The sequence below is a fragment of the Shinella zoogloeoides genome, assembly GCF_033705735.1.
GTDB classification, from domain to species: Bacteria; Pseudomonadota; Alphaproteobacteria; order Rhizobiales; family Rhizobiaceae; genus Shinella; species Shinella zoogloeoides_A.
On the sequence record NZ_CP131130.1, the window covers coordinates 3,491,429 to 3,513,292 of the forward strand.

A 21,864-nucleotide genomic window follows, 5' to 3' on the forward strand; every position below is an offset into this window, starting at 1 on the left:
CGTGCAACGGGGAAAAAGCCGGTTTCTCAGCCTTTGAGCACGAGCGTTCCGTCGGCGGCAGTGGTTTCCAGCCTGTCGACGGCGGCGGCGAGCCTTTCGTCGATCACATGCAGGTATTCCGTCCAGTCGCCGATATGGGTGAGCTCGGCCTTGCCGTCGGAAATGCCGCGAAGCGCGACAAGCCGGACGCCGAAGGCCTGGCAGGCGCGCAGCTCCGCATAGGTCTCCATTTCCACCATGTCCGCGTCGATGGCGGCATAGGCGGGGCCGGAAACCACGTTGGCGCCCGTCGAGAGCCGGGCTTCCGGCAGGCCCGGCACATGCACGGTCAGCGGCACCTCCGCCGGCAGGTCGAGGAAGGGCGTCGCGCCGCGGGTGAAGCCGAGGGGCGAGGCATCCATGTCGCGATAGGAAACGGAGGTGGCCTGGTAGACGCCGGCCTGCTTCAGCCCCGCCGAGCCGGCTGAGCCGAGCGAGACGACGAGGTCGGGCAGGTTCCCCTCCGCCTCCAGGTGGCAGAGGGCGAGCGTCAGCTGCACGGCGGCCTCGACGGGGCCGACGCCGGTCATCAATGGCGTCATGCGAGCCCTGAGATGCGGGCCGTATTCGGCGTCGACGGCCATGACATAGAGGATGCGGTAGCGGCCGGCGGTCTTGAGGACGAAGCTCATTCGGTGATGTCCTCCCGCCCGCGCACCACCATCATCGTGCCGGTCATCGACGCGATCAGCTTGGCCGGCCCGTCTGTCAGGGCATAGCCGCGCCCGTCGGCGACGATGATGTTGCTGCCCGGCTTGGTGACTTCGCCGCGGAACAGGAAGCGCTCGCCCCGCCCCGGCGACAGGAGGTTGACCTTGAACTCGATGGTGAGGATCGAGGCATCCGCATCGATGACGGTATAGGCGGCATAGCCGCAGGCCGTGTCGAGCGCGGCGGAAATGATGCCGGCATGCAGGAAACCGTGCTGCTGCGTCAGCTTCTCGTCGAAGGGCAGCTCGATTTCTACCGTGCCGTGGGAAATGCGGGTGAGCTCGGCGCCGATCAGCCGCATGGCGGCCTGCCGTTCGAAACTTCTCGAGACGCGGTCGGCGAAACCCGACGGAGGAAAGCCTGTCATGATCCCACTATCGCCGGAACGCCGGCCCTGAACCGAAGGTGGCCGAGGTTTGCACGGCGCATGCTGCACTGCAAGCGCCGGGCGGCGATATCCCTCAGTTGAGGACAAGAATCGCGCCGTTGAGCGCCGTCGCGAAGAGGACCCAGGCGAGATAGGGCAGGAAGGCGAGGGCCGACGGGCGGTCCTGCCGCCAGGATGCGGCGATGAAGCCGGCGACGGCGATATCGAGGGCGAGGATGACGATCATCGCCGATGCCGGATCCTCAAGGCCGAAGAATACCGGTGTCCAGGCGAAGTTGAGGATGAGCTGCGCGAACCAGAACCGCATGGCCATGGATCGGCGGAATGCAAGCCAGGTGCGGGCGCCCACCACGCCGATGATCAGGTAGAGGATGCTCCAGACCGGCGCGAACAGCCAGTTGGGCGGGTTGAAGGCGGGCTTGGCGAGCGAGGCATACCAGCCGCCGGGAACCGTGTTGGCGCCGATGACGAGGCCGCCGCCGAGAACGAGGATGATGAAGGCGAGATAGACGAGGGGTTTGTTGCTCATGCCCTCAGAGCTAGTGCGCGCCGTGCCTTCGTCCAGAGCGGCGGTCAGCGCTGTGGCATCAGGCCGGCAATGTGCTGGTCCCAGGCGACATCCGCGCGCCGGCCGGCAAAACGGCCGTCATAGGAGGAGACGGCAAAGCCGTGCGGCGCGGCGGCGATGCCGGCGGCATCCGCGACCGCCTCGTCCCTGACGACGCGGCCGGTCTTGGCCTCCAGCACGACGAAGCGTCCGCCGTTCGGCGAGGTGAGGCCGACGAGCCCCTCGCGCCGGTTGACGGCGATGGCGCCGACATAGTTGGCAAGGCCGATCGTGGTTTCTTCCGGAAGGTCGATAAAGGCGAGGTCCTCGCCCTTGCCGAAATGGCCCACGAGCGGCGGCAGGTCGTTGCGCGGCCCCTCGTACTGGCAGGCGAACCAGATGCGGCCTTTGTCGTCGAGGTCGATATGGCGCGTGGAGAGCTGGCGCAGCTTCTCCGGCAGCGCGTGGCGCTCGACAAGTGCTCCCGTCGCCGCGTCGATCAAGGCGAGCGAGGGCTCCATATGGTCGAGATTGAGCTTGGTACGGCCGAAATCCGGATGGGTCTCGATGCCGCCGTTCGCCGCGATCAGGAACCTCCCGTCGTCGCTGACGGAAAGGTCGTGCGTGCCGATCCCGTAGGTCGAGTATTCGCCGATGCGGCGGTAGCCATCGCGGGCGTCGTAGAGGCCGATGACGCCGCGATTGGCGTCGAAGTCGTTCTCGCTGGCATAGAGCAGCCTGCCGTCCGGCGAGAAGCAGCCATGGCCGAAGAAATGGCGCTCCTGCGCGGCGGCGATGGTGCGCGGCTCCGCCTGGCCGCTCCGGTCGATGACGAGCGCGAAGGTGCCGGGACGGCGGGCGAAGGCGACGAGATGGTTCGTCGCGGGCGAAAAGGCCATGCCGTGGCTGCGGGCGGGAAGCGCCGTGCGGTCGATCACCGTCCCGTCCTCGGCCAGCACCGCGATGCCGAAGCGGCCGTCGCTGCCCATATAACCGGAGGCGAAGACGGCGTCGGTGCGGGCGAGCGCGAAGGCCGGGCCGGCGCCGAGCGACGCAGCGAAGGCCGTGCCCGCCATGCGCAGGAAGGCACGGCGGTCGAGCGCGGCGCTGGGCAGGCCCATGGCTTCCATCAGTCGCCGTCCGCGAAGGAGAAGCCGGCGCCGAGGCCGATCGCGCCGCCGAAATCACCGTTGAGCGCCAGGATCAGGTCGCGGGTATTGGTGAGGAGGAAGCCGATCTTCTTCTCGTCCGCCGGCGTGGAGACGGCCTTCTCGATGTCTGGGTCGACGGTCTGTGCGACGCCGCGTAGTGCCTTCATCGCGAAATCGACATTGCCGCTGAGCGACGTGCGGCCGGGATCGACGAATTCGGCGATGCCGGACCGGTCGAAGAGCGTCTGCAGGCCTTCGAGATTGGCGTCGATCGAGGTCCAGGTGTTGCCGGAGCGCCAGAAGACCGCCGATTTCGGCCGCGGCGTGCCGCCCTTGCGGTAGAAGGTCTCGATGCGCTGGTCGCGCACCGCTTCCGTCCCGTGCACGAGAATGCCGAGCAGGGCGGTCATCGCCTCCCGGCCGGTGCGGAAGACGGGGTTCTGCGGTCCCGGATGCTTCCAGTGCTGCTGGACGCCGTCGGGCGCGTCCCAGGCCGCCGTGAGCTGCCCGGCCGTCGTCTCGATATGGCTGGCGACGGCGGCGGCGTAGCGGCAGCGGAAGCTTTCCGGCGTCTTTGTAAGGTCTTCGGAACCCGTGCCGTAGAGCGCGAATTCAAGCGCGCCGAACCCCTGGATGGCGACGCTCTTTTCGCCCATTGCCGCGGCCTTGGTGTCCGCCTCGTCCGCCTTCTGGAGCAGCGCCTGCACCTGCTTGAGGCCGGTGCTCTTGCGGTCGGGGTAGAAGAGGATGCGCTCGAAGCGGTTGTCATCGAGAACGGGGCCGATGCGCACCATCTCGATGCGGCCCCAGTCCGCGACGGCCTGCCGGAAGGCGTCGTCCACTGCCTTGCGCGAATCGTCCGAAGGCGCCTTGCAGAAGGCGGTCGTCGCCTCGGCCAGCTCGCCGGCGGATGCCTCGAATGCCCGGTAGCCGGGGCGGATGACGTCGTCGACGGCATGGGTCATGACGCCGACGACGCTCTCGTCGGTGAGCTCGGGCGGCGCGGCCGTCGCCTCTTCCTGCGCCATGGCCGGAAGGGCGGTGGAAAGCATCAGGCTTGCCCCGGCAAGGGCGGCGAAACGCAGCAGGGATGAACGCAGCATCGGCATCTACAGGCTCTCCAGGAAGGTCAGAAGGGCGTCCCGGTCCTGCTTTTCCAGCGCGGCGAAGCGGTCGCGCGCCGCCTGTGCCTCCCCGCCGTGCCAGAGAATGGCCTCGGTGAGGTTGCGGGCGCGCCCGTCGTGCAGGAAGAACGTATGGCCGTTGACGGTTTTTGTAAGGCCGATACCCCAGAGCGGCGGCGTGCGCCACTCCCTTCCGGTCGCAACGCCCACCGGCTGCCCGTCCGCAAGGCCTTCGCCCATGTCGTGCAGCAGGAAATCGGAATAGGGCCAGATGAGCTGGAAGGCATGGGCCTTGTTGCCGGCATCGCGCCGGGTCACGAATTTCGGATGGTGGCAGGAGACGCAGCCGGTCTCGTAGAAGACCCGCTTGCCGGCGAGCGTTTCGGGGAAGCTCGCCTTGCGCCGCGCCGGCACCGCGAGGTTCTCGGCATAGAAGGTGACGAGGTCCATGACCGGCGGCGGCGCCTCGGCATCGCCAAGGCGCTTCTGCACGCCGTTGGGCCGTTCGAGGCAGGCGGTCTGGGCGGGGGTGCAATCGCCGTCGTGGAGCGGCACTTCCGGCGTCGATATGCCGATGTCCATGGCGAAGGCCTCGGCGCTCTGCTGGCGCACGGTGGCGGCTTGCGCCTTCCAGCCGAACCGGCCGAGCGTCTTTCTGCCGGTGGCCGGGTCGATGGCGACGGCGGCCTTGCCGCTGATGCCGTCGCCGTCCGCGTCGTCGGGATCGGCCAGCGCCAGGATGTCGGCCTCGTGGATCGCCTGCACGAGACCGAGGCCGAGCATCGGCTGGGTGACGCGCGGCGAGAGCGTCGTCGCCGGATCGAGGTCGCCATAGGCGAGGTCGGTGATGGAATAGGTGGGGCGGCGCAGCCTCACGACCTCGCCGCCGGCAAGCGTCACCGGCTCTTCCCTGTAGTCGATGGCCATGTGGCCCTCGGCCTTGAGGCCGGGAATGGCCTGGTCCTGAAGCTGGCGGCCGTAGATGGGGTCGGGCAGGCTCATCGCATGGAAGCTCTTCAGCGCCGCCTCTTCCTCCGCCGTCGCTGCGGGCCGGGCAAGGCGCAGGAACATCGAGGTCGCGTCCGCCGCGCCCTCCGGCGGATGGCCGCGCCCGTCCTTGATGTGACAGGACTGGCAGGAGCGCGCGTTGTAGAGCGGGCCGAGCCCGTCGGAGGCCTGCGTGGAGGAGGGGGAGGAGACCCAGAGTTTCTGGAAGAGCGCGTTGCCGAGCTTGAAGGTCCCGCGCTCCTCGAAGGTGATGTTCTCCGAGAAATGCGAGAAGCTGTTCACGTCGACGCTCGCAAGCGAGGTGGCGGCGCCGGCGGACATGGCCTCGTATTGCTCGGCCTTGGAGAAATCCGTCGCCAATGCCGTCACGGCGGCGACGCGCTTCAGGTCCTTCGCGGAAAGGTCTTCGCGCTCACGGGTGGCCGAATACGCGCTGCCGATGACGAAAACGCCCGCCGCGACGGTGAACGCGGCGGAAACCGCGAGCAGGCGACGGGCGGGGCGTTCTGTCATTGCTGGATCGGGCCGCCGTTCATGCGCGGCGGCCCGCCTTCTATCTTATTTGAAGACCGCGCCAGGATTGTCCAGGCTGTCGGAGCCTTCAAGCTCGATCTTGCCGAGGTCGAGCGCCGTGATGACGCGCTCGATTGTCTTCGTCTGGTCGATCAGGCTGTCGATGGCGGTCTGGACGACCTTGTTGCCCTCCGCATTGCCTTCGCCGATCATCTGGTCGTAGGCTTCGCCGCCTTCCGCACGGTCCACCAGCGCCTTGAAGGCGGTGTGGCTGGCGTCGAGCTTGGCCGTCATCTCCTTGTCGAGCGCGGCGTCCTTCTCGGCGACGAGCTCGTGCAGCGACGGACCGGTCAGCTTGGAGCCGTCCGGACGGGTATATTCACCCGTATAGACGGTCTGGATGCCGACGACGTCGTAGTAGTGCGAGTTGTGCGTATTGTCGGAGAAGCAATCGTGCTCTTCTTCCGGATCGTGCAGCAGGAGGCCGAGCTTCATGCGCTCGCCGGCGAGTTCGCCGTAGGAGAGCGAGCCCATGCCGGTCAGCATGGCGGTGATGCCGGCCTTCGGGTCGGCCGTCACGTTCTTGGTGGCGTCGCCGTCCGGCGACCAGGCCGTGACCATGTCCTGAAGGTCGGAGACGAGCAGCGAGGAGGCGGCCTTCAGGTAGGCGGCGCGGCGGTCGCAATTGCCGTTGGTGCAATTGGCCGTGTCGTAGTCCGTCGCCGGGCGGTTGCCGGCGCCCGCACCCGTGCCGTTGAGGTCCTGGCCCCACAGCAGGAATTCGATGGCGTGGTAGCCGGTCGCCACGTTCGCTTCGACGCCGCCCGCTTCATGCAGTTCCTGCAGCACTTCCGGCGTGATCGTCGTGGCGTCGATCGCCTTGCCGGCGATTTCCAGCTTCGGATTGGCTATGACATTGGCGACGAAGAGCGCGTTCTCGTCGCTTTCCGTGCCGTAGCTCGGGTCGACATAGTCGATCAGGCCCTCGTCGAGCGGCCAGGCGTTCACCTTGCCTTCCCATTCATCGACGATCGGGTTGCCGAAGCGGTAGGCTTCCGTCTGCTGGTAGGGCACGCGGGACTTGAGCCACGCCTCGCGCGCCGCCTTCAGCGTGTCGTCGCCGGGCTTGGCGATGAGGGCGTCGATTGCCGCGTCGAGCGCCTTGGCGGCGTCGAGCGCATCGGAATACTTGGCGTGGGCGATGTCCGTATAGTGCTTGACGATCGCAGCCGGATCGGCGGCCGCATGGGCGGAACCGATGGCAAGGCTGGACGCCGCGGCAGCAAGCGCAAAGGCGGCCGCGCGAAGGAAGGAAGTGGTCATGACGTCTCCTGGTGTCCTGTTTGACGTGTCCCCCCGACACCGGAGCAGCGGCGAACGCCGCCCGGATGGCCCGGCGGTCGGCCGGGTTCGGGTAATTCAGGCCTCGCTGTCATGGACCAAATAAAAACTGGTGTCAAAGTGTATAGTTTAGAATGGTTTCAACCTGTTGCGCCGCTTTTTGACGGAGCACAAGGAATTCAGCCTTTGCGGCCCATGGCGCAGAAGAAGAAACCGTCCGTGTCGGTGGAGGCGGGCGTCAGCGTCACGGTCCTGCCGTCGCGCGAGCGGGGCTGCGGCCTGTCCGCGCCGAAGAGCGCCTGCCAGGTCTCCATGACGGGCAGGATCTCGAAATCGGAATTGGCCTTGCAGAAGCCGCGGACCTGTTCCTCGTTCTCCTGCGGCAGGATGGAACAGGTGACGTAGATGAGGCGGCCGCCGGGGCGCACGAAGGCGCTGGCATTGGCGAGGGCTTCCTGCTGCTGGGCGAGGCGTTCCTCGAGGTTCTTCTCGGTGAGGCGCCACTTGGTGTCCGGCCGCCGGCGCCAGGTACCGGTGCCCGTGCAGGGCGCGTCGACCAGCACGCGGTCGAAGCGCGCGGTCATGGGGGCGAGGCCGGCAAGGTCCTCGTGGACCTGGACATTGCGCGTGCCGGCGCGCTTCAGCCGCTCGATGATCGGGGCGAGGCGCTTGCGGTCGGTGTCGTAGGCGTGGACCTGGCCCTTGTTGTGCATGGCGGCCGCCATGGCGAGCGTCTTGCCACCGCCACCGGCGCAGAAGTCGAGCACCTGCTCGCCCTCCCCGGGCACGACGAGATCGGCGACGATCTGCGAGCCCTCGTCCTGCACCTCGAACCAGCCCTTCCGGAAGGCGAGGTCCGCGGTGACGTTGGGAAGGCGCGACGGGCCTTCGCCGGCCGGAATGCGGATGCCCTGCCTTGCGATGGCGGAGGCCAGCGCGCCGTTGCGCTCCAGCGCCTTCAGCACCTTGTCGCGACCGGCCTTGAGCGTGTTGGCTCTGAGGTCCAGCGTCGGCCGGCCGGCGAGCGCTCTTGCTTCCGCCAGCCACTCGCCGTCGAAGTTCGTCTCGAAGGACGGCTGGATCCATTCGGGAATGTCGCCCTGCACATGGAGCGGGGCCGTGGCGAGGTCGCGGGCGTGGAAGGCGGCAAGCGCGTCCTGCGAAAGCGGCTGCGGGGCGAAGCGGTCGCCCTCGAACTCGGCGGCAAGCGCCTCGGGGGCAAGTCCCCACTGGCGCAGGAGTACGGCATGGCCGAGGGCGGTGGGGCTGTCGTCGTCCATCAGGAAGGCGTGCGACAGTTTCATGCGCAGCGCGTCGTAGACGATATTGCCGATCGCGGCACGGTCGCCGGAGCCGGCGAAGCGATGGGAAAGGCCCCAGTCCTTGAGCGCATCGGCGACGGGGCGCCGCCGCGTCTCGATATCCGTCAGAACCTCGATGGCTCCCGAGAGCCGCCCACCCAATCGCATCCGTCTACTCCGTTTTGCGTCGTGGTAGCGGCGGAATGCGCGAAGGGCAAGCCGGGCGCCGCAGATTCCGCGGAGCGTCAGCCGATGACTTCGTAACAGATCTTGGCGTGGCCCGAGCGGATCATGCCGATGTTGGAGGCTGCTGCCTTGGAAAGGTCGAGCACCCGGCCGCGGATGAACGGGCCGCGATCGTTGATGCGGACGACGACGCTCTTGCCGTTGTTCGAATTGGTGACCTTCACCTTGGTGCCGAAGCGCAGGCTCCGGTGGGCGGCGGTCAGCATGTTCGGGTTCATCCGTTCGCCGGAAGCGGTGCGCGAATGCAGCGCATACCACGAGGCGCGGCCGCAGCCGGCGGCTTCAGCTTCGGAGAAAGTAACGAATGTCGAGGAGGCGGCGAGGAGGGAGGCAAGGGCGAGGCTGGAGAGCTTGAGCATCATGTATCGGACGACCTTCCGGGAAAGTTGCGGTTTTCCACTGTGTTGATCGCCCTATGAGGAAGCAAAAGTGGCGAAAACGTGCCTCAACCCGCCACAAGTGCCGGCAAGCGGCCCTCCGATATACAGTCCATCGCCCACGATGGATTTTTAACCTTGGTTAACGGGGCAGGAAAAGCGCTTGCGAATCAGTCGCTAAACTGGATCGACTTCGAAGTTGGAATGTCTGTGCGGCAATCCTGCAAATTTTCGGAAAAAACTTTCAATATTAGCAATTTCTGCGCAGGAATTCGGAGGCGAAAATGGGGCAGATAAATTATAGGTTGTAGAAAATCGCAAAACGGGCCGCGCGGGCCCGTCCTCCGTCAGCCCCGCCAGCGCCCGGACGAGAGAAGCTCGGCGAGCGACTGGCGGTAGTTCGGGAAACGGAATTCGAAGCCCGCAGCCTTCAGTTTCGCGTTCGAGACGCGCTTGTTCTCTCCGTAGAAAGACCGGGCCATGGGAGAAAGTTCCGCCGTTTCGAAAGGAATGTCCGGCGGGGTCGGCAGGCCCATCAGCCGGGCGGCTTCCGCGACCACGTCCTGCGGCGGGCCGGGCTCGTCGTCGGTGATGTTCCAGACGCCGCCGAGATGTCGCTCGGCAAGGAAGAGCGCGGAGCGGCCGATGTCCTCGACGCGGATGCGGTTGAACACCTGGTCCTGCTTGATCAGGCGGCGGGCGGTGCCTTCCTCCATGTTGCGCAGCGCGTTGCGGCCCGGCCCGTAGATGCCGGCAAGGCGCAGCACGGCGACAGGAAGGCCGGAGGCCGCGCCATGGGCGAGCCAGCGCTCCTCCGCCTCGACCCGCTCGACGGAGCGGGCGGAAACGGGGTTCAGCGCGGTCCCCTCATCGACCCAGCCGCCCTTGTGGTCGCCATAAACGCCGACGGTGGAGAGATAGCCGGCCCATTCGAGCTTCGGCATCAATTGCGAAAGCGGGGGAACGCCGGCGCGGAACAGCGGATCGCCGTCGCGGCCGGGCGCGATGGACTGCACGACATGGGTGGCGTGGGCCATGTCGGCGGCGAGGTCGGAGGAAATCGTGCCGTCGAAGAGGAGGGGCGTCATGCCGAGGCTGCGCAGCGCCTCCTCCTTCTCCGCCGAGCGCGTCGTGCCGGAGACGGTGAAGCCGGCGGCCAGGAAGGTTTCGCCGATGGCCTTGCCGGAAAAGCCGGCGCCGAGGATCAGGAGGTGCTTCATGGTCTTTCCGCCTTCGCTCTTGCATATTCCGCGCGCACGCCCTCGTCCGCGTCATCCGCCCTTCCTGCCGCAAATTCCGCGAATTCGGAAGCCGTCATCAGGCGGGAAAGCGCCCATGCGGCCATGCCGCGCACCACGGGCGCGGCATCGTCGGCAAGGCGGATGCAGGTTTGGATAAGGTCGCGGTCGCCGGAATTGCCGGCGGCGATCAGCACGTTGCGGATGAAGCGGTCGCGGCCGATGCGCTTGACGGGCGAGCCGGAGAAATGGGCGCGGAAGCCGGGATCGTCGAAGGTGAGGAGATCGGCGATGGCGGGCGCCTTCAGCTCCTCGCGGGCGACGAGCTTCATCTCGGAGGCGGCCGCGGCGAACTTGTTCCAGGGACAGGCGGCAAGGCAATCGTCGCAGCCATAGATGCGGTTGCCGATCCTTTCGCGGATGTCCGGCTCGATCAAGCCTTTGTGCTCGATCGTGAGATAGGAGATGCAGCGCCGCGCATCGAGCTTGTAGGGCGCCGGGAAGGCATCGGTCGGGCAGGAATCGAGGCAGGCCCGGCAGGAGCCGCAATGGTCGCGCTCCGGTTCGTCGCGGAGGAGGTCGGCGGTGGTGAAGAGGCTGCCGAGGAAGAGCCAGGAGCCGTGCGTGCGGCTGACGAGGTTGGTGTGCTTGCCCTGCCAGCCGAGACCGGCGGCGGCGGCCAGCGGCTTTTCCATGACCGGTGCGGTATCGACGAAGACCTTGACGTCCGCCCCGCCGCGCGCGGCAAAGCGCGTCGCCACTTCCTTCAGCCGGCCCTTGATGATGTCGTGATAGTCGCGGTTCTGCGCATAGACGGAGATCGCCGCGCGGTCCGGCATGGCGAGCACGGCGCGCGGATCGTGCTCCGGCCCGTAATTCATGCCGAAGAGGACGACGGAGCGCACGTCGCTCCACAGGACGCGCGGATCGGCCCGGCGCGCCTCGGTCTCCGCCATCCAGTCCATCGTGCCGTGGTAGCCGGCGGAAAGGAAGTCGGCGAGTCGTGCCGGCGCCTGGGGAATAGAATCGGGGCCGGTGATGCGACAGAGGTCGAAGCCTTTGTCCGCCGCCTCCGCCTTGAGGAAGTCGGTCAGGCGGCGCCGGAGCCTGTCGTCGCCCGACATGGCGTCATCCTCAGAAGTCGAGGTCCGCGTAATGCGAGACCGGGGTCACGCCGCGCACGCGCTCGGCGAGCAGCGGGCGGAAGGAGGGGCGGGATTTCAGCCGCTGGTACCAGTCCTTGGCCTGCGGCGCGTCCGTCCAGTTGATCTCGCCCATATAGTCGAGAACGGAGACGGCGGCGGCGGCGGCAAGGTCGGCATAGCTGAGCCGGTCGCCGGCAAGATAGGTGCGCGAACCGGCAAGCCAGGAGAGATATTTCATGTGCTGGCGGATATTGGCGCGCGAATTGCGCAGGATCTTGCTGTCCGGCGGGCCACCGCCCTGGTCGGAGGTCATCTGAAGCTTGAAGATGCGCTCGCGCACCAGGGGCCGCGTCACGTCCTGCTCCATCTTCTGCAGGAACCATTCGGTAAGGCGGCGGATTTCCGCGCGCTGGAACGGGTCCTCGGCAAGCAGCCGCCGGTCGCGCTTGAGGACGCCATGGGTCTCGTCGAGATATTCCGAAATGATGCTCGCGCCACAGAGCGCCCGCATGCTGTCGTCGACATAGACGGGCAGCGTGCCGGCCGGGTTGAGCGCCAGGAAGTCGCGCCGGTTTTCCCAGGGCTGCTCCTCGGCAAGCTCCGTCTGGAAGCCGTATTCCGCCAGGATCAGCCGGACGAAACGGGAGGCGGAGGACATCGGGTGATGATAGAGTGTGGGCATGGACGCTGCTTTACTGGTCTTGCGGAAGGGGTTGCCCCGGGCCCTGGCGCGCGTGCGGCGCAGATCCGGATCACGGCTGATTTGACGAACCTATAGAAATTTGATGGTACAAACACAAGCGAATCGGGCTTTTTGCCGTATGCCCGGTTTCGTTTCGTGCCTTTCCTTCCTCCCATCCCAAGGAACATCCATGGCAGACCAGTCCATCGTCAGCGCCCTCGTTCTCGGCCTAATCGAGGGCTTGACCGAATTCATCCCCGTCTCTTCCACCGCCCATATCCTGCTCGCCGGGCATTTCCTCGGCTTCAAGTCGCCCGGCAACACCTTCGCGGTGTTGATCCAGCTCGGCGCGATCCTCGCGATCCTGTCGGTCTACAGCGCCAAGCTGCTGCGCATCGCCTTCGCGCTGCCCTCGAGCCCGGAGGCGCGGCGCTTCGTCATCAGCATCCTCGTCGCCTTCCTGCCGGCTGCGGTGATCGGCGCGCTGGCGCATGATTTCATCAAGACGGTGCTTTTCGAGACGCCGATGCTGATCTGCGTCGTGCTGATCGTCGGCGGCGTCATCCTCTATGCGATCGACCGCATGCCGCTGACGCCGCGCTATACGGATGCGATGAAGTACCCGCCGTCGCTCGCCTTCAAGATCGGTCTTTGCCAGTGCCTCGCGATGATCCCCGGCACCTCGCGCTCGGGCGCGACAATCGCCGGCGCCCTCCTGATGGGCACCGACAAGCGCTCGGCGGCGGAATTCTCGTTCTTCCTGGCGATGCCGACCATGGTCGGCGCCTTCGCGCTCGACCTCTACAAGAACCGGGACGCGCTTTCGTCCGACGACGTGCTTCTCATCGGCGTCGGCTTTGCCGCCGCCTTCGTCGCGGGCCTCTTCGTCGTGCGCTCGCTGCTCGACTTCGTCTCGCGGCGCGGCTTCACGCTGTTCGCGATCTGGCGGATCGTCGTCGGCGTGCTGGGCCTTGCGGCGCTTCTGATCTGGGGCTGAAAGGCCGGCTTCGGCCGGCCCGACGGGCTGGCCGGGGCTTACTTGACCGAAGCGGTCGTGCAGGGATCGACGCCATAGGCCGGCGAGCAGCCGTGCTTGCTGGCGGAGACCGTCGTGGGCGCGGCAAAGGACCCGGCCACGATGATCAGAGCCGAAAATCCGAAGAAGATTGCAATTGCCTTGCCCATTTGCGCCGGAAGCCTCTTGAAGTGCTGAAATGCGCCGTGTCCGTCTCTTTTGCATGACGCGGCGGGGGCGGTGTTTATTCGCAGGTCCCGTTACAATCAATATCGCGACATGCTGAATCGGGCGTAAATGCCGCAACGCTTTTTTGAACCGCTGCATAAGTGCAACAGCAGGCCGAAGCGCTTTGAAAAAAAACGGACCGGCCGCCGCGGAAAGCCTCCCGCGGCGGCCGGTTCTGCATTTCCAAAAGGGGCGATCAGGCCGTGCGGTCGATCTTGGTGAACTGGCCCTGCGGGCGGTAGCGCACGAGATAGCTCGGCAGGATCGCCTCTGCGAGGACCGGCTCGATGCCGAGGCCTTCCAGCGTGCGGCCTTCCTTGCGGGCAGCCTCGGACACCATGTTGTCGGCGCGCAGCAGCTTGACCTGGTCGGAGGTCAGCGGCGGCTTGACGAAGGGGATCAGCGAGGCGATGGAGCCGATCAGCGACGCGATGCCGAAGGGCAGCGCGACGAGCGGGCGCTTGCGGTCGACGATGCGCAGCATCGTTTCGAGACACTGGCGGAAAGTCAGCACTTCCGGGCCGCCGAGCTCATAGACGCGGCCGCGCCCGATCGTGCCGTCCACCGAGCGGGCCACCGCTTCGGCGACGTCGTTCACATAGACCGGCTGGAACTTCGTGTGCCCGCCGCCGATGAGCGGCAGGGCCGGCGCGAAGCGTGACATCTCGGCGAATTTGTTGAAGAAGCCGTCTTCCGGGCCGAAGACGATGGACGGGCGCAGGATCACGGCGTCCGGCACCGTGCGCATGACCGCCGCCTCGCCGCGCGCCTTGGTGCGGGCATAGGAGGAGGGGGAGTTCTCGTCCGCGCCGATGGCGGAGATGTGGGTGAGCTTCGCGCCGACGGCACGGGCCGCTTCCGCCACCGCGCGGGCGCCGAAATCCTGAACGGCATCGAAAGTGTTGCGGCCGGTCTCGAAGAGCACGCCGACGCAGTTGACGACATGGTCGGAGCCTTCGACGGCGCGATCGACGGACTGGCGGTAGCGCAGGTTCGCCTGGACGAAGGAGATCTGGCCGACGCCGCCGATCGGCTGCAGGAAGCCGGCGAGGTCCGGGCGGCGCACGGCGACGCGGATGCGGTAGCCGCGGCGCGCCAGCGCGCGCACCACATGACGCCCGACGAAGCCCGAGCCGCCGAAGACGGTGACGAGCGGCGGAAGGTTGGACAAGGTCATGAGGCTGCTCCTGGAGACTAGGATAGGTAGGTAGGGCCTACATAGCCCAAACAACCGGCAAGGTGAAGCGCGGCGAAGCGTCTCTCATGCCGGATTTGCAAGGGCTTGCGGCCGGGGGGTCAGAGGCCTTCGACGACCACCATCTCCGCATCCGCCACTTCCTGGCGGATCGCGGCGGCGATCTGGTATTCCGGTGAGTTGTAACAGTCGACGGCGGCCTGCAGCGAGGGGAACTCGATGATCACGTTGCGGGCGCGCACGCGGCCCTCAAGCTGCGCGAAGGCGCCGCCGCGGGCGATGAAGTTCGCCCCGTATTTCTCGAAGGCCGGCTTGGCGGCGGCCACGTAGTCCTTGTAGCGCTCGGGATCGCGCACATCGACCTGTGCAATCCAGTAACCCTTGGGCATGTCTGTCTCCCTCTTGTTATGCTGTAAGCGCGCCATCCATCTCGGCGAGGATCGCCTTTGTGGCCGCAAGCGGATCGGCGGCCTTGACGATGGGGCGGGCGACGACGAGATGGCTGGAGCCGGCCTTCAGCGCATCGGCGGGCGTCATCACGCGCTTCTGGTCGCCAAGCTCCGCGCCGGCGGGGCGGATGCCGGGGGTGACGATGGCCATGTCGGAACCGACGACCTTGCGCACGGCGCTCGCCTCTTCGGCCGAGCAGACGACGCCGCCCATGCCGGCGATGCGCGCCTGTTCGGCGCGGCGCAGCACCAGCGTGTGCGGATCGTATTCATAGCCGGCATCGATGACGTCCTTGGCGTCCATGGAGGTCAGCACCGTGACGCCGAGCAGGCAGAGGTCCGAGCCCTTCGCGGCGGAAACGGCGGCGGCCATCGCCTTCGGATAGGCGTGCAGCGTCAGCATGGACATGCCCATCTTCACGATGTTCTCGACGCCCTTGGCCACCGTGTTGTCGATGTCGAGCAGCTTCATGTCGAGGAAGACCTTCTTGCCGTCCTTGGCAAGGTCGCGGGCGAATTCCAGCCCGCCGGCAAAGACGAGCTGGTAGCCGATCTTGTAGAAGAGGGCGGTGCTGCCGAGCGTCCGGACCACCTTTTCCGCCTCCGCGATGGTCGGTACATCGAGGCCAACGATCAGGCGGTCGCGCGCGGACATGGTCAAAACCCTTTCCAAGATTCCATTGCCGTCCAGTCGCATGTGACGCTGCGGTCCGCAAGCCGGAAAGCGAAAAGATTACCGCCGCCCGCCGGCTGGTCTCTGTCGCGACGGATGGGCGTGCCGTTGAGGCGGCATTTCAGTAGCGTGCCGACGCCACCATGGCCGACGAAGGCGATGGGAACCGTGGGGTCATGCGCCGCAAGCACCCGCTCGACGGCCGCGACGATACGGGCCTGCGCATCCACGGCCCGCTCCCAGCCGTGAAAGCTTTCCTGCGGGTGGGCGAAGAACCAGTTCGCGGCCTCTTCGAAGGCGTCCGGCGGCAGGAAGCCGGTGGCGGAGCGGTCGTTCTCGCCCATGGCGTGGTCCGTCTCGACGGGCACGCGGCCGGCGGCGAGGATGTCCGCCGTCTCGACGGCCTTGCGCTCCGTGCTCGCGACGAAGCGACCGATCCGCCCCGCCCAGTCGGACGCTGCGGCCAGAGCGGCGCGCTCCCGGCCACGTCCTGACAGGCCCCAGTCGGGCACCGGCACGGCCGGGTCGATGGCGACCTGCGGATGGGTGATGTAGAGCGCGAACATCGCCGCCGCTCAGTGCGTGCGGCGGTAGGTCCAGAGCTGCGCCGGCGGGATGTTGCGCACGACGAAGTCGAGATGGGTGATCTGGTAGCGATCCGGCATGGCGACGACGGGGGAGAGCGGGCCATAGGAGATCTGCACCACCGGCCGGCCGGCCGGGATGCGGGCGAGCAGGTCCTCGATCAGCGCGACGCGCCGGTGCATGGGGAAATTCAGCAGCGGCACGGCGGAGATGACGCTGTCGAAGGTGGCGTCGCGCAGCTCGCCAAGCGTCCTGTCGAGATCGAAGGCGTCGCCGTTGATGAAGTTGACGCCGTGAAAGCGCTCGACGAGGTGATTGTAGAAATCCGTCGAGAATTCCACCGAGGTCAGCTTGTCCGGCGTGATACCGGCCTGCAGGATCGCCTTGGTGATGACGCCGGTGCCGGGACCGAGCTCGAGGACGGGCAGGCCCGAGGCCGGGTTGACGACGCTCGCCATGCGGCGCGCGGTGACGGAGGATGTCGGGATGATGGCGCCGACCGCCTTGGTGTTGCTCACCCAGCCCTTGAAGAAGCGGATCTCGTCGTCGAATTTCCTGCCGAGCCGTTCCTTCACCTTCACGCGCAACGTCATGTCGTCTCCCCCTTCATGGTAGCATTTCCGAGGCCGGCGGCAGGTTTCATCCCGTCCGCATGGTTCGGCCCCGCCGAATATGTGACGCGGTTTGCGTCAAAAACAAGTCTGATTGCGCCGCCACCGGCAAGTTTCTCGAAGATGGCGGTATTGCCTTTTGCAAAAAAGAACCCGCCGGGCGACCGGCGGGTTCCTCGAACGGTTTCCCGATGCCGCGACGGCCGGACTACACGCGCATCGGCATGAGCACGTAGAGCGCGTCGTCGCCGGCAAGGTCGCGCACCAGCGTCGGCGAACCCGGATCGGCCAGCATGAAGACGGCTTCCGTGCCGGAAAGCTGCGCGGTGATGTCGAGCAGGTATTTCGCGTTGAAGCCGATCTCCAGCGGGTCGTTCTCGTAGCCGACCGCCAGCTCTTCCGTCGCGCTGCCCGAATCCGGGTTGTTGACGGTGAGCGTCAGCTGGCCTTCGGTCAGCGCCAGCTTCACGGCGCGGCCGCGCTCGGAGGAAATGGTGGAAACGCGGTCGACGGCCTGCGCGAAGGACTGGCAGTCGATCTTCAGTTCCTTGTCGTTGTTGGTCGGGATCACGCGCTGGTAATCCGGGAAGGTGCCGTCGATCAGCTTGGAAGTCAGCACGATGGAGCCGATGGTGAAGCGGATCTTGGCGTCCGACACTTCCACGGTCACGGTGAGGTCGGGGTTATCGACCAGCTTCTGGAGTTCACCGACCGTCTTGCGCGGAATGATGATGCCCGGCATGCCCTCGGAGCCCGATGGGGCGTCCACGTCGGCGCGGGCCAGGCGATGGCCGTCGGTGGCGACGGCGCGCAGCTTCAGGTCGCCCTTGCTCTCGATCGTGTGGATGAAGATGCCGTTGAGGTAGTAACGGGTTTCCTCTGTCGAGATCGCGAACTGGGTGCGATCGATCAGCATCTTGAGGTCCGTCGCCTTGAGGCGGAACGTGTGCGAGAAGCTGCCGGCAGTAAGGTCAGGGAAGTCGGACTGCGGCAGGCACTGCAGCGAGAACTTCGAGCGGCCCGAAGCGACCGTCATCGACGCGCCGTCAGCGCTCGTCGCCAAGAGCACTTCCGAACCGTCGGAGAGTTTTCGCACGATGTCGTAGAGAAGGTGGGCGGGAACGGTCGTCGCACCGGCCTGTTCCACCTGCGCCGGCGTCGCCTCGGTGATCTCGAGGTCGAGGTCGGTCGCCTTCATGTCGAGGCTGGCGCCGTCGGCCCGCAGCAGCACGTTCGAGAGGATCGGGATCGTGTTGCGCCGTTCGACCACGCGATGGACGTGGTTCAGCGACTTCAGAAGATTGGACCGCTCGAGAGTAATGCGCATGGAACTGTACCGCTTTCGACCGCTAGCCCGCCGGAACCCGGCGCGGCATTGCCTTGAAGGTCCGGCAGGCGCCGGAAGATGTGGACGGGCAAAATGGCAGAAGTTCCGGCCCGATTGCAAGTGCTAACGGTGCAGCACACACGATAGTCAACCGCCGGACCTTGCGGGGGCATCCGCGCTCGCCCATAAGGAGGGAAAAGTGCGGCCATTCGTGGCCGGAAAGGGACTGACGATGCGGGATGAAGGCGTGGCAAGCGGGGCAGGGGATGGCGCGAAAAGCTTCCGCCTCCACAATGCCATGATCCCCGCCCGGCCGCTGGAGCCGGCGCTCTATCTCGTCGCAACGCCCATCGGCAATCTCTCCGACATCACGCTGCGCGCGCTGGAAACACTGGCCGGCGCGGATGTGCTCGCCTGCGAGGACACGCGCGTCACCCGCGTGCTGCTCGACCGCTACGGTATCGTCAACCGGCCCTATGCCTATCACGAGTACAATGCGGACGAGGCAGGCCCCCGCCTCATCGCCGCGCTCGAAGCCGGAAAATCCGTCGCCCTCGTCTCCGATGCGGGAACGCCGCTCGTCTCCGATCCCGGTTATCGCCTCGCGCTGCTTGCCATCGCGGCCGGTCACCGCGTCGTGCCGATCCCCGGCGCATCCGCCCCGCTCGCAGCCCTCGTCGGCTCGGGCCTGCCGAACGACGCCTTCTTCTTTGCCGGCTTTCTGCCGTCCAAAGACAAGGCGCGCCGCGACCGTCTCGCGGAACTGGCGACTGTTCCCGCAACGCTCCTCTTCTTTGAATCGCCCCACCGCATCGCCGCGACGGTCGCCGCCGCCGCCGATGTGCTGGGCGAGGCGCGCGCGGCCTGCGTCTGCCGGGAACTCACGAAAACCTTCGAGGAATTCCGCCGCGGCACGCTGGGCGAACTCGCCGCCCATTATGGGGACGGCGCTTCCGTGAAGGGTGAGATCGTCTTCGTCATCGGCCCGCCGGGCGAGGCGGCCGCGCCTGAAGCGGAGGATGTCGACCGGTTGCTGACGATGCTCGCGAAGGACATGTCGACCGGCAAGGCGGCGACCGAGGCGGCGCGCCAGACCGGCCTGCCGCGCAAGGACCTCTATCAGCGCCTTCTCGACCTTAAGGACGCCGATGGGCAATAGGACGGCGGACCCGAACCGGCTGAAAGCCTTCCGCCGGGGGCACGTCTCCGAATATCTCGCCGCGCTCTATCTTCTTTGTAAGGGCTATCGCATCCGCGCCATCCGCTACCGCACGAAACTGGGCGAGATCGACATTGTCGCCCGGCGCGGCGATCTCGTCATCTGCGTCGAGGTGAAAGCCCGCCGCGATGTCGACAGCGCCGTTTTCGCCGTCACCGGAACCGCGCAGCAACGCATCCGCGCGGCAAGCGAGATCTGGCTTTCCCGCCAGCCGGACGCCCATCGCTTGTCCTTACGATATGATATCGTTGCGGTCCTGCCCTGGCGGCTTCCGAAACACCTTCCGGATGCGTTTTGATTGAAAAGAAAATGTAACGAAACTGACATGAAAGCGTAACGCGTCTGTCATCGGCCGCCCTTAGTGCACCCCTCACACCAAGTCCGGTGAAGAGGAGCAACTCATGTTCAAGCCGCTTTCCCTCGCAGGTTTCGCACTCGCAATTTCCGCCACGACGTCGATGGCCGCCACCAACATCACCTGGTGGCACGGCATGGCCGGCCGCAACGGCGAGGTCATCAACGAAGTCGCCAAGAAGTTCAACGACGCCCAGTCGGCCTGCGCCATCACGCCGGTTTCCAAGGGCACCTACGAGGAAGCGCTCGCTTCCGGCATCGCCGCCTTCCGTTCGGGCGAACAGCCGAACATCCTGCAGGTCTTCGACGCCGGCGCGGCAACGATCATCAATGCTCCGGGCGCCGTCATCCCGGCCGAGGACCTGATCACCCAGGCCGGCTACAAGTTCGACCGCGAAGCCTTCATCGAGGGCGTGCGCTACTTCTACGCCGCCCCTGACGGCAAGTTCGTCGGCATGCCGTTCAACTCCTCGGCGCCGATCATGTATGTGAACACCGAAGCGCTCGAAAAGGTCGGCGTCGAAGCGCCGAAGACCTGGGAAGAGTTCGAGGCGATCGCCCCGAAGCTGAAGGAAGCCGGCTACCTGCCGCTCGTCCAGTCGCAGCTCACCTGGCAGTTCACGGAAAACTTCTTCTCGCGCCACAACATCCAGTTCGCGACGAACAACAACGGCTACGACTCGGTCGCCGATACCAAGATCAACATGACGGACCCGAACCTCGTCATGATGTTCACCAAGCTCAAGGCCTGGGCTGACGAAGGCTACTTCGGCTACTACGGCGCCGGCTGGAACGACAACCAGAAGCTCTTCGAAGACGGCAAGGCCGCCTTCTGGATCGGCTCCTCGGGTTCGTTCGGCGGCCTCCAGAAGACCGCGCAGAAGCCGTTCACCGCGACCTTCCTGCCCTATTGGCAGAGCGTGAAGGGCGCCGGCACCAACACCTTCATCGGCGGTGCGGCCCTCTTTGCCATGTCCGGCAAGCCGGAAGCCGAGAACAAGTGCACGGCCGACTTCTTCCAGTTCCTGACCTCGCCGGAAGTGCAGAAGTTCTACCATGAGGCCACCGGCTACGTCGCCATCACCAAGGCGGCCTACGAGCTGGCGAAGTCCGAAGGCTACTACAAGGAGAAGCCGGTCGCCGAAGTCGGCATCCAGCAGCTCATGCTGCCCTCGGGCGAATGGTCGAAGGGCTACCGCCTCGGCTTCTACCCGCAGATCCGCGAGATCATGGAGCGCGAATACGGCCGCATCTTCGCCGGCGAAACCTCGGTCGAGGACGCCCTGAAGACGATCGAGACCGAAGCGAACGATCTGCTCGCCCGCTTCGCCAAGACCGCCGGCTGATAGGTCCGCGTCCGGCAGGCTCTCATCCGGCCTGCCGGCCACTTTCTCCCCGCAGGCGGGGAGAAGGGACAAGCCGCAACATTGCCTCTCCCACTCCCCGTTGGCGGGGAGTGGGTTGGGGTGAGGGGCAATCGCCCGCTTCTCCCGTTCTTTCAAAGGCCACGCCATGAAGCGCGTCCAGTTCTCCTCGCCCTTTCTGCCCTATCTCTTCCTTGCGCCGCAGATGGCGATCATCTTCGTCTTCTTCTACTGGCCCTCGATCCAGGCGATCCAGTCGTCCTTCTACCTCGAGGACCCCTTCGGCTTCGGCTCCACCTTCGTCGGCCTCTCCAACTATTCGGACGCGCTCGGCTCCGTACAGTACCAGTCGATCGCCCGCTTCACGGTCGTCTTCACGGCGCTGGTGACGTTCCTGTCGCTCGGGATCGGCATGCTGCTCGCCGTCAAGGCGGATGCGGTGCTGAAGGGCAGCTCCGCCTACAAGACGCTGCTGATCTGGGTCTATGCCATCGCCCCGCCGGTCGCCGGCCTCATGGGCATGATGTTCTTCGACCAGCATATCGGCCCGCTGGTGAAGTTCGCCGCCCTCTTCGGCTGGGACATGAAGGTCGGCCTCAACTACAACGACACCGCGATTGCGATGATCATCGTCTCGGTCTGGAAGCAGATCCCCTATAATTTCATCTTCATCCTTTCGGGCCTGCAGAACATCCCCGCCTCCGTGCGGGAAGCGGCCACCATCGATTGCCGTTCCGGCTTCCGCCGCTTCTGGACGATGACGCTGCCGCTGCTCGCACCCACCGCCTTCTTCCTGCTCATCATCAACATGACCTACGCGCTCTTCGACACGTTCGGCATCATCGACGTGATGGTGAAGGATAAGGCCGCCAACAACCCGATCACGCTGGTCTACAAGGTCTATATGGACGGTTTCCGCGGCAACGACCTCGGCGGCTCCTCGGCCCAGTCCGTCATCCTGATGATCGTCGTCTTCGTGCTCACCGTCTTCCAGTTCCGCTTCATCGAGCGGCGCGTGCACTACAATTGAGAG

General features: G+C 66.0%; 24 protein-coding genes. 5 read left to right on the top strand and 19 right to left on the bottom strand.

Going from position 1 to position 21,864, the window contains the following annotated elements:
* Positions 1-26: 26 nt before the first annotated feature.
* The 12 genes from ShzoTeo12_RS17230 to ShzoTeo12_RS17285 all read right to left on the bottom strand — a co-directional run bounded on the left by ShzoTeo12_RS17230 (position 27) and on the right by ShzoTeo12_RS17285 (position 11,811).
* Complete coding sequence (locus tag ShzoTeo12_RS17230) at positions 27-671, bottom strand: 5'-methylthioadenosine/S-adenosylhomocysteine nucleosidase (protein ID WP_318910639.1); 645 nt, start codon at positions 669-671, stop codon at positions 27-29.
* Positions 668-1,117, bottom strand: coding sequence for a PaaI family thioesterase (locus ShzoTeo12_RS17235; protein ID WP_318910641.1), 450 nt, complete (start codon positions 1,115-1,117; stop codon positions 668-670). The genes ShzoTeo12_RS17230 and ShzoTeo12_RS17235 overlap by 4 nt, the downstream gene beginning before the upstream one ends.
* 94 nt (positions 1,118-1,211) lie before the next feature.
* Entirely contained in the window at positions 1,212-1,667 is a 456-nt protein-coding gene (locus ShzoTeo12_RS17240) for a TspO/MBR family protein (protein ID WP_318910642.1), read from the bottom strand.
* A gap of 44 nt (positions 1,668-1,711) precedes the next feature.
* Complete coding sequence (locus ShzoTeo12_RS17245; RefSeq protein WP_318912470.1) at positions 1,712-2,806, bottom strand: DUF1513 domain-containing protein; 1,095 nt, start codon at positions 2,804-2,806, stop codon at positions 1,712-1,714.
* Positions 2,807-2,814: 8 nt separating this feature from the next.
* On the bottom strand, positions 2,815-3,939 hold the full coding sequence (locus ShzoTeo12_RS17250) for an imelysin family protein (RefSeq protein ID WP_318910643.1): 1,125 nt from the start codon (positions 3,937-3,939) through the stop codon (positions 2,815-2,817).
* Between the two features lie 6 nt (positions 3,940-3,945).
* A complete protein-coding gene (locus tag ShzoTeo12_RS17255) occupies positions 3,946-5,481 on the bottom strand; it encodes a di-heme oxidoredictase family protein (RefSeq protein WP_318910644.1) in 1,536 nt (511 codons plus the stop codon).
* 45 nt (positions 5,482-5,526) lie between these two features.
* The gene (locus ShzoTeo12_RS17260) at positions 5,527-6,804 is read right to left on the bottom strand and encodes an imelysin family protein (RefSeq protein WP_318910645.1); all 1,278 of its coding nucleotides are present in this window, start codon (positions 6,802-6,804) and stop codon (positions 5,527-5,529) included.
* A gap of 197 nt (positions 6,805-7,001) precedes the next feature.
* Positions 7,002-8,291, bottom strand: coding sequence for an RsmB/NOP family class I SAM-dependent RNA methyltransferase (locus tag ShzoTeo12_RS17265; RefSeq protein WP_318910646.1), 1,290 nt, complete (start codon positions 8,289-8,291; stop codon positions 7,002-7,004).
* Positions 8,292-8,368: 77 nt separating this feature from the next.
* Positions 8,369-8,728: a septal ring lytic transglycosylase RlpA family protein gene (locus tag ShzoTeo12_RS17270; protein WP_119257498.1), complete on the bottom strand. Its 360-nt coding sequence runs from the start codon at positions 8,726-8,728 to the stop codon at positions 8,369-8,371.
* A 365-nt stretch (positions 8,729-9,093) separates the two neighbouring features.
* Entirely contained in the window at positions 9,094-9,966 is an 873-nt protein-coding gene (locus tag ShzoTeo12_RS17275; protein WP_318910647.1) for an SDR family oxidoreductase, read from the bottom strand.
* Complete coding sequence (gene queG / locus ShzoTeo12_RS17280) at positions 9,963-11,108, bottom strand: tRNA epoxyqueuosine(34) reductase QueG (protein ID WP_318910649.1); 1,146 nt, start codon at positions 11,106-11,108, stop codon at positions 9,963-9,965. Before queG ends, ShzoTeo12_RS17275 begins: the two co-directional genes overlap by 4 nt.
* A 10-nt stretch (positions 11,109-11,118) precedes the next feature.
* Positions 11,119-11,811 (bottom strand): glutathione S-transferase family protein, encoded by a 693-nt coding sequence (locus ShzoTeo12_RS17285; protein ID WP_119257368.1) that lies wholly within the window; start codon positions 11,809-11,811, stop codon positions 11,119-11,121.
* Between the two features lie 190 nt (positions 11,812-12,001).
* Between ShzoTeo12_RS17285 and ShzoTeo12_RS17290 the strand changes: the two genes are divergently transcribed.
* A complete protein-coding gene (locus ShzoTeo12_RS17290; protein ID WP_119257369.1) occupies positions 12,002-12,808 on the top strand; it encodes an undecaprenyl-diphosphate phosphatase in 807 nt (268 codons plus the stop codon).
* A gap of 38 nt (positions 12,809-12,846) precedes the next feature.
* Here ShzoTeo12_RS17290 and ShzoTeo12_RS17295 read toward each other — a convergent pair whose 3' ends face one another.
* The 7 genes from ShzoTeo12_RS17295 to dnaN all read right to left on the bottom strand — a co-directional run bounded on the left by ShzoTeo12_RS17295 (position 12,847) and on the right by dnaN (position 17,894).
* On the bottom strand, positions 12,847-12,996 hold the full coding sequence (locus tag ShzoTeo12_RS17295; protein ID WP_162911418.1) for a hypothetical protein: 150 nt from the start codon (positions 12,994-12,996) through the stop codon (positions 12,847-12,849).
* Between the two features lie 254 nt (positions 12,997-13,250).
* Positions 13,251-14,231 (bottom strand): complex I NDUFA9 subunit family protein, encoded by a 981-nt coding sequence (locus ShzoTeo12_RS17300; protein ID WP_318910651.1) that lies wholly within the window; start codon positions 14,229-14,231, stop codon positions 13,251-13,253.
* Positions 14,232-14,350: 119 nt separating this feature from the next.
* Positions 14,351-14,638 carry a DUF1330 domain-containing protein gene (locus tag ShzoTeo12_RS17305; protein WP_119257371.1) on the bottom strand — a complete coding sequence of 96 codons (288 nt, stop codon included), beginning with the start codon at positions 14,636-14,638 and terminating at the stop codon, positions 14,351-14,353.
* A gap of 16 nt (positions 14,639-14,654) precedes the next feature.
* Complete coding sequence (pyrF, locus tag ShzoTeo12_RS17310; RefSeq protein ID WP_162911419.1) at positions 14,655-15,353, bottom strand: orotidine-5'-phosphate decarboxylase; 699 nt, start codon at positions 15,351-15,353, stop codon at positions 14,655-14,657.
* 2 nt (positions 15,354-15,355) lie between these two features.
* A complete protein-coding gene (locus ShzoTeo12_RS17315) occupies positions 15,356-15,937 on the bottom strand; it encodes a histidine phosphatase family protein (RefSeq protein ID WP_318910654.1) in 582 nt (193 codons plus the stop codon).
* A 9-nt stretch (positions 15,938-15,946) separates the two neighbouring features.
* Positions 15,947-16,549: a phospholipid N-methyltransferase PmtA gene (pmtA, locus tag ShzoTeo12_RS17320; RefSeq protein WP_119257374.1), complete on the bottom strand. Its 603-nt coding sequence runs from the start codon at positions 16,547-16,549 to the stop codon at positions 15,947-15,949.
* A 226-nt stretch (positions 16,550-16,775) separates the two neighbouring features.
* Positions 16,776-17,894, bottom strand: coding sequence for a DNA polymerase III subunit beta (dnaN, locus tag ShzoTeo12_RS17325; RefSeq protein ID WP_318910657.1), 1,119 nt, complete (start codon positions 17,892-17,894; stop codon positions 16,776-16,778).
* Between the two features lie 232 nt (positions 17,895-18,126).
* On the opposite strand from dnaN, the gene rsmI reads away from it, so the two are divergent.
* From rsmI to ShzoTeo12_RS17345, 4 genes are all read left to right on the top strand, one after another.
* A complete protein-coding gene (gene rsmI, locus ShzoTeo12_RS17330) occupies positions 18,127-19,053 on the top strand; it encodes a 16S rRNA (cytidine(1402)-2'-O)-methyltransferase (protein ID WP_318912471.1) in 927 nt (308 codons plus the stop codon).
* Positions 19,043-19,411: a YraN family protein gene (locus tag ShzoTeo12_RS17335; RefSeq protein ID WP_318910660.1), complete on the top strand. Its 369-nt coding sequence runs from the start codon at positions 19,043-19,045 to the stop codon at positions 19,409-19,411. Before rsmI ends, ShzoTeo12_RS17335 begins: the two co-directional genes overlap by 11 nt.
* A 103-nt stretch (positions 19,412-19,514) precedes the next feature.
* Positions 19,515-20,813 carry an extracellular solute-binding protein gene (locus ShzoTeo12_RS17340; RefSeq protein WP_318910661.1) on the top strand — a complete coding sequence of 433 codons (1,299 nt, stop codon included), beginning with the start codon at positions 19,515-19,517 and terminating at the stop codon, positions 20,811-20,813.
* A gap of 166 nt (positions 20,814-20,979) precedes the next feature.
* On the top strand, positions 20,980-21,861 hold the full coding sequence (locus ShzoTeo12_RS17345; RefSeq protein ID WP_318910663.1) for an ABC transporter permease subunit: 882 nt from the start codon (positions 20,980-20,982) through the stop codon (positions 21,859-21,861).
* The last annotated feature ends 3 nt before the right edge of the window (positions 21,862-21,864 follow it).

Bases quoted from the DNA above. Each gene is read 5' to 3' on its own strand.
- ShzoTeo12_RS17230 (WP_318910639.1), bottom strand. From the start codon at position 671: ATGAGCTTCGTCCTCAAGACCGCCGGCCGCTACCGCATCCTCTATGTC.
- ShzoTeo12_RS17235 (WP_318910641.1), bottom strand. From the start codon at position 1,117: ATGACAGGCTTTCCTCCGTCGGGTTTCGCCGACCGCGTCTCGAGAAGT.
- ShzoTeo12_RS17240 (WP_318910642.1), bottom strand. From the start codon at position 1,667: ATGAGCAACAAACCCCTCGTCTATCTCGCCTTCATCATCCTCGTTCTC.
- ShzoTeo12_RS17245 (WP_318912470.1), bottom strand. From the start codon at position 2,806: ATGGGCCTGCCCAGCGCCGCGCTCGACCGCCGTGCCTTCCTGCGCATG.
- ShzoTeo12_RS17250 (WP_318910643.1), bottom strand. From the start codon at position 3,939: ATGCTGCGTTCATCCCTGCTGCGTTTCGCCGCCCTTGCCGGGGCAAGC.
- ShzoTeo12_RS17255 (WP_318910644.1), bottom strand. From the start codon at position 5,481: ATGACAGAACGCCCCGCCCGTCGCCTGCTCGCGGTTTCCGCCGCGTTC.
- ShzoTeo12_RS17260 (WP_318910645.1), bottom strand. From the start codon at position 6,804: ATGACCACTTCCTTCCTTCGCGCGGCCGCCTTTGCGCTTGCTGCCGCG.
- ShzoTeo12_RS17265 (WP_318910646.1), bottom strand. From the start codon at position 8,291: ATGCGATTGGGTGGGCGGCTCTCGGGAGCCATCGAGGTTCTGACGGAT.
- ShzoTeo12_RS17270 (WP_119257498.1), bottom strand. From the start codon at position 8,728: ATGCTCAAGCTCTCCAGCCTCGCCCTTGCCTCCCTCCTCGCCGCCTCC.
- ShzoTeo12_RS17275 (WP_318910647.1), bottom strand. From the start codon at position 9,966: ATGAAGCACCTCCTGATCCTCGGCGCCGGCTTTTCCGGCAAGGCCATC.
- queG (WP_318910649.1), bottom strand. From the start codon at position 11,108: ATGTCGGGCGACGACAGGCTCCGGCGCCGCCTGACCGACTTCCTCAAG.
- ShzoTeo12_RS17285 (WP_119257368.1), bottom strand. From the start codon at position 11,811: ATGCCCACACTCTATCATCACCCGATGTCCTCCGCCTCCCGTTTCGTC.
- ShzoTeo12_RS17290 (WP_119257369.1), top strand. From the start codon at position 12,002: ATGGCAGACCAGTCCATCGTCAGCGCCCTCGTTCTCGGCCTAATCGAG.
- ShzoTeo12_RS17295 (WP_162911418.1), bottom strand. From the start codon at position 12,996: ATGGGCAAGGCAATTGCAATCTTCTTCGGATTTTCGGCTCTGATCATC.
- ShzoTeo12_RS17300 (WP_318910651.1), bottom strand. From the start codon at position 14,231: ATGACCTTGTCCAACCTTCCGCCGCTCGTCACCGTCTTCGGCGGCTCG.
- ShzoTeo12_RS17305 (WP_119257371.1), bottom strand. From the start codon at position 14,638: ATGCCCAAGGGTTACTGGATTGCACAGGTCGATGTGCGCGATCCCGAG.
- pyrF (WP_162911419.1), bottom strand. From the start codon at position 15,353: ATGTCCGCGCGCGACCGCCTGATCGTTGGCCTCGATGTACCGACCATC.
- ShzoTeo12_RS17315 (WP_318910654.1), bottom strand. From the start codon at position 15,937: ATGTTCGCGCTCTACATCACCCATCCGCAGGTCGCCATCGACCCGGCC.
- pmtA (WP_119257374.1), bottom strand. From the start codon at position 16,549: ATGACGTTGCGCGTGAAGGTGAAGGAACGGCTCGGCAGGAAATTCGAC.
- dnaN (WP_318910657.1), bottom strand. From the start codon at position 17,894: ATGCGCATTACTCTCGAGCGGTCCAATCTTCTGAAGTCGCTGAACCAC.
- rsmI (WP_318912471.1), top strand. From the start codon at position 18,127: ATGCGGGATGAAGGCGTGGCAAGCGGGGCAGGGGATGGCGCGAAAAGC.
- ShzoTeo12_RS17335 (WP_318910660.1), top strand. From the start codon at position 19,043: ATGGGCAATAGGACGGCGGACCCGAACCGGCTGAAAGCCTTCCGCCGG.
- ShzoTeo12_RS17340 (WP_318910661.1), top strand. From the start codon at position 19,515: ATGTTCAAGCCGCTTTCCCTCGCAGGTTTCGCACTCGCAATTTCCGCC.
- ShzoTeo12_RS17345 (WP_318910663.1), top strand. From the start codon at position 20,980: ATGAAGCGCGTCCAGTTCTCCTCGCCCTTTCTGCCCTATCTCTTCCTT.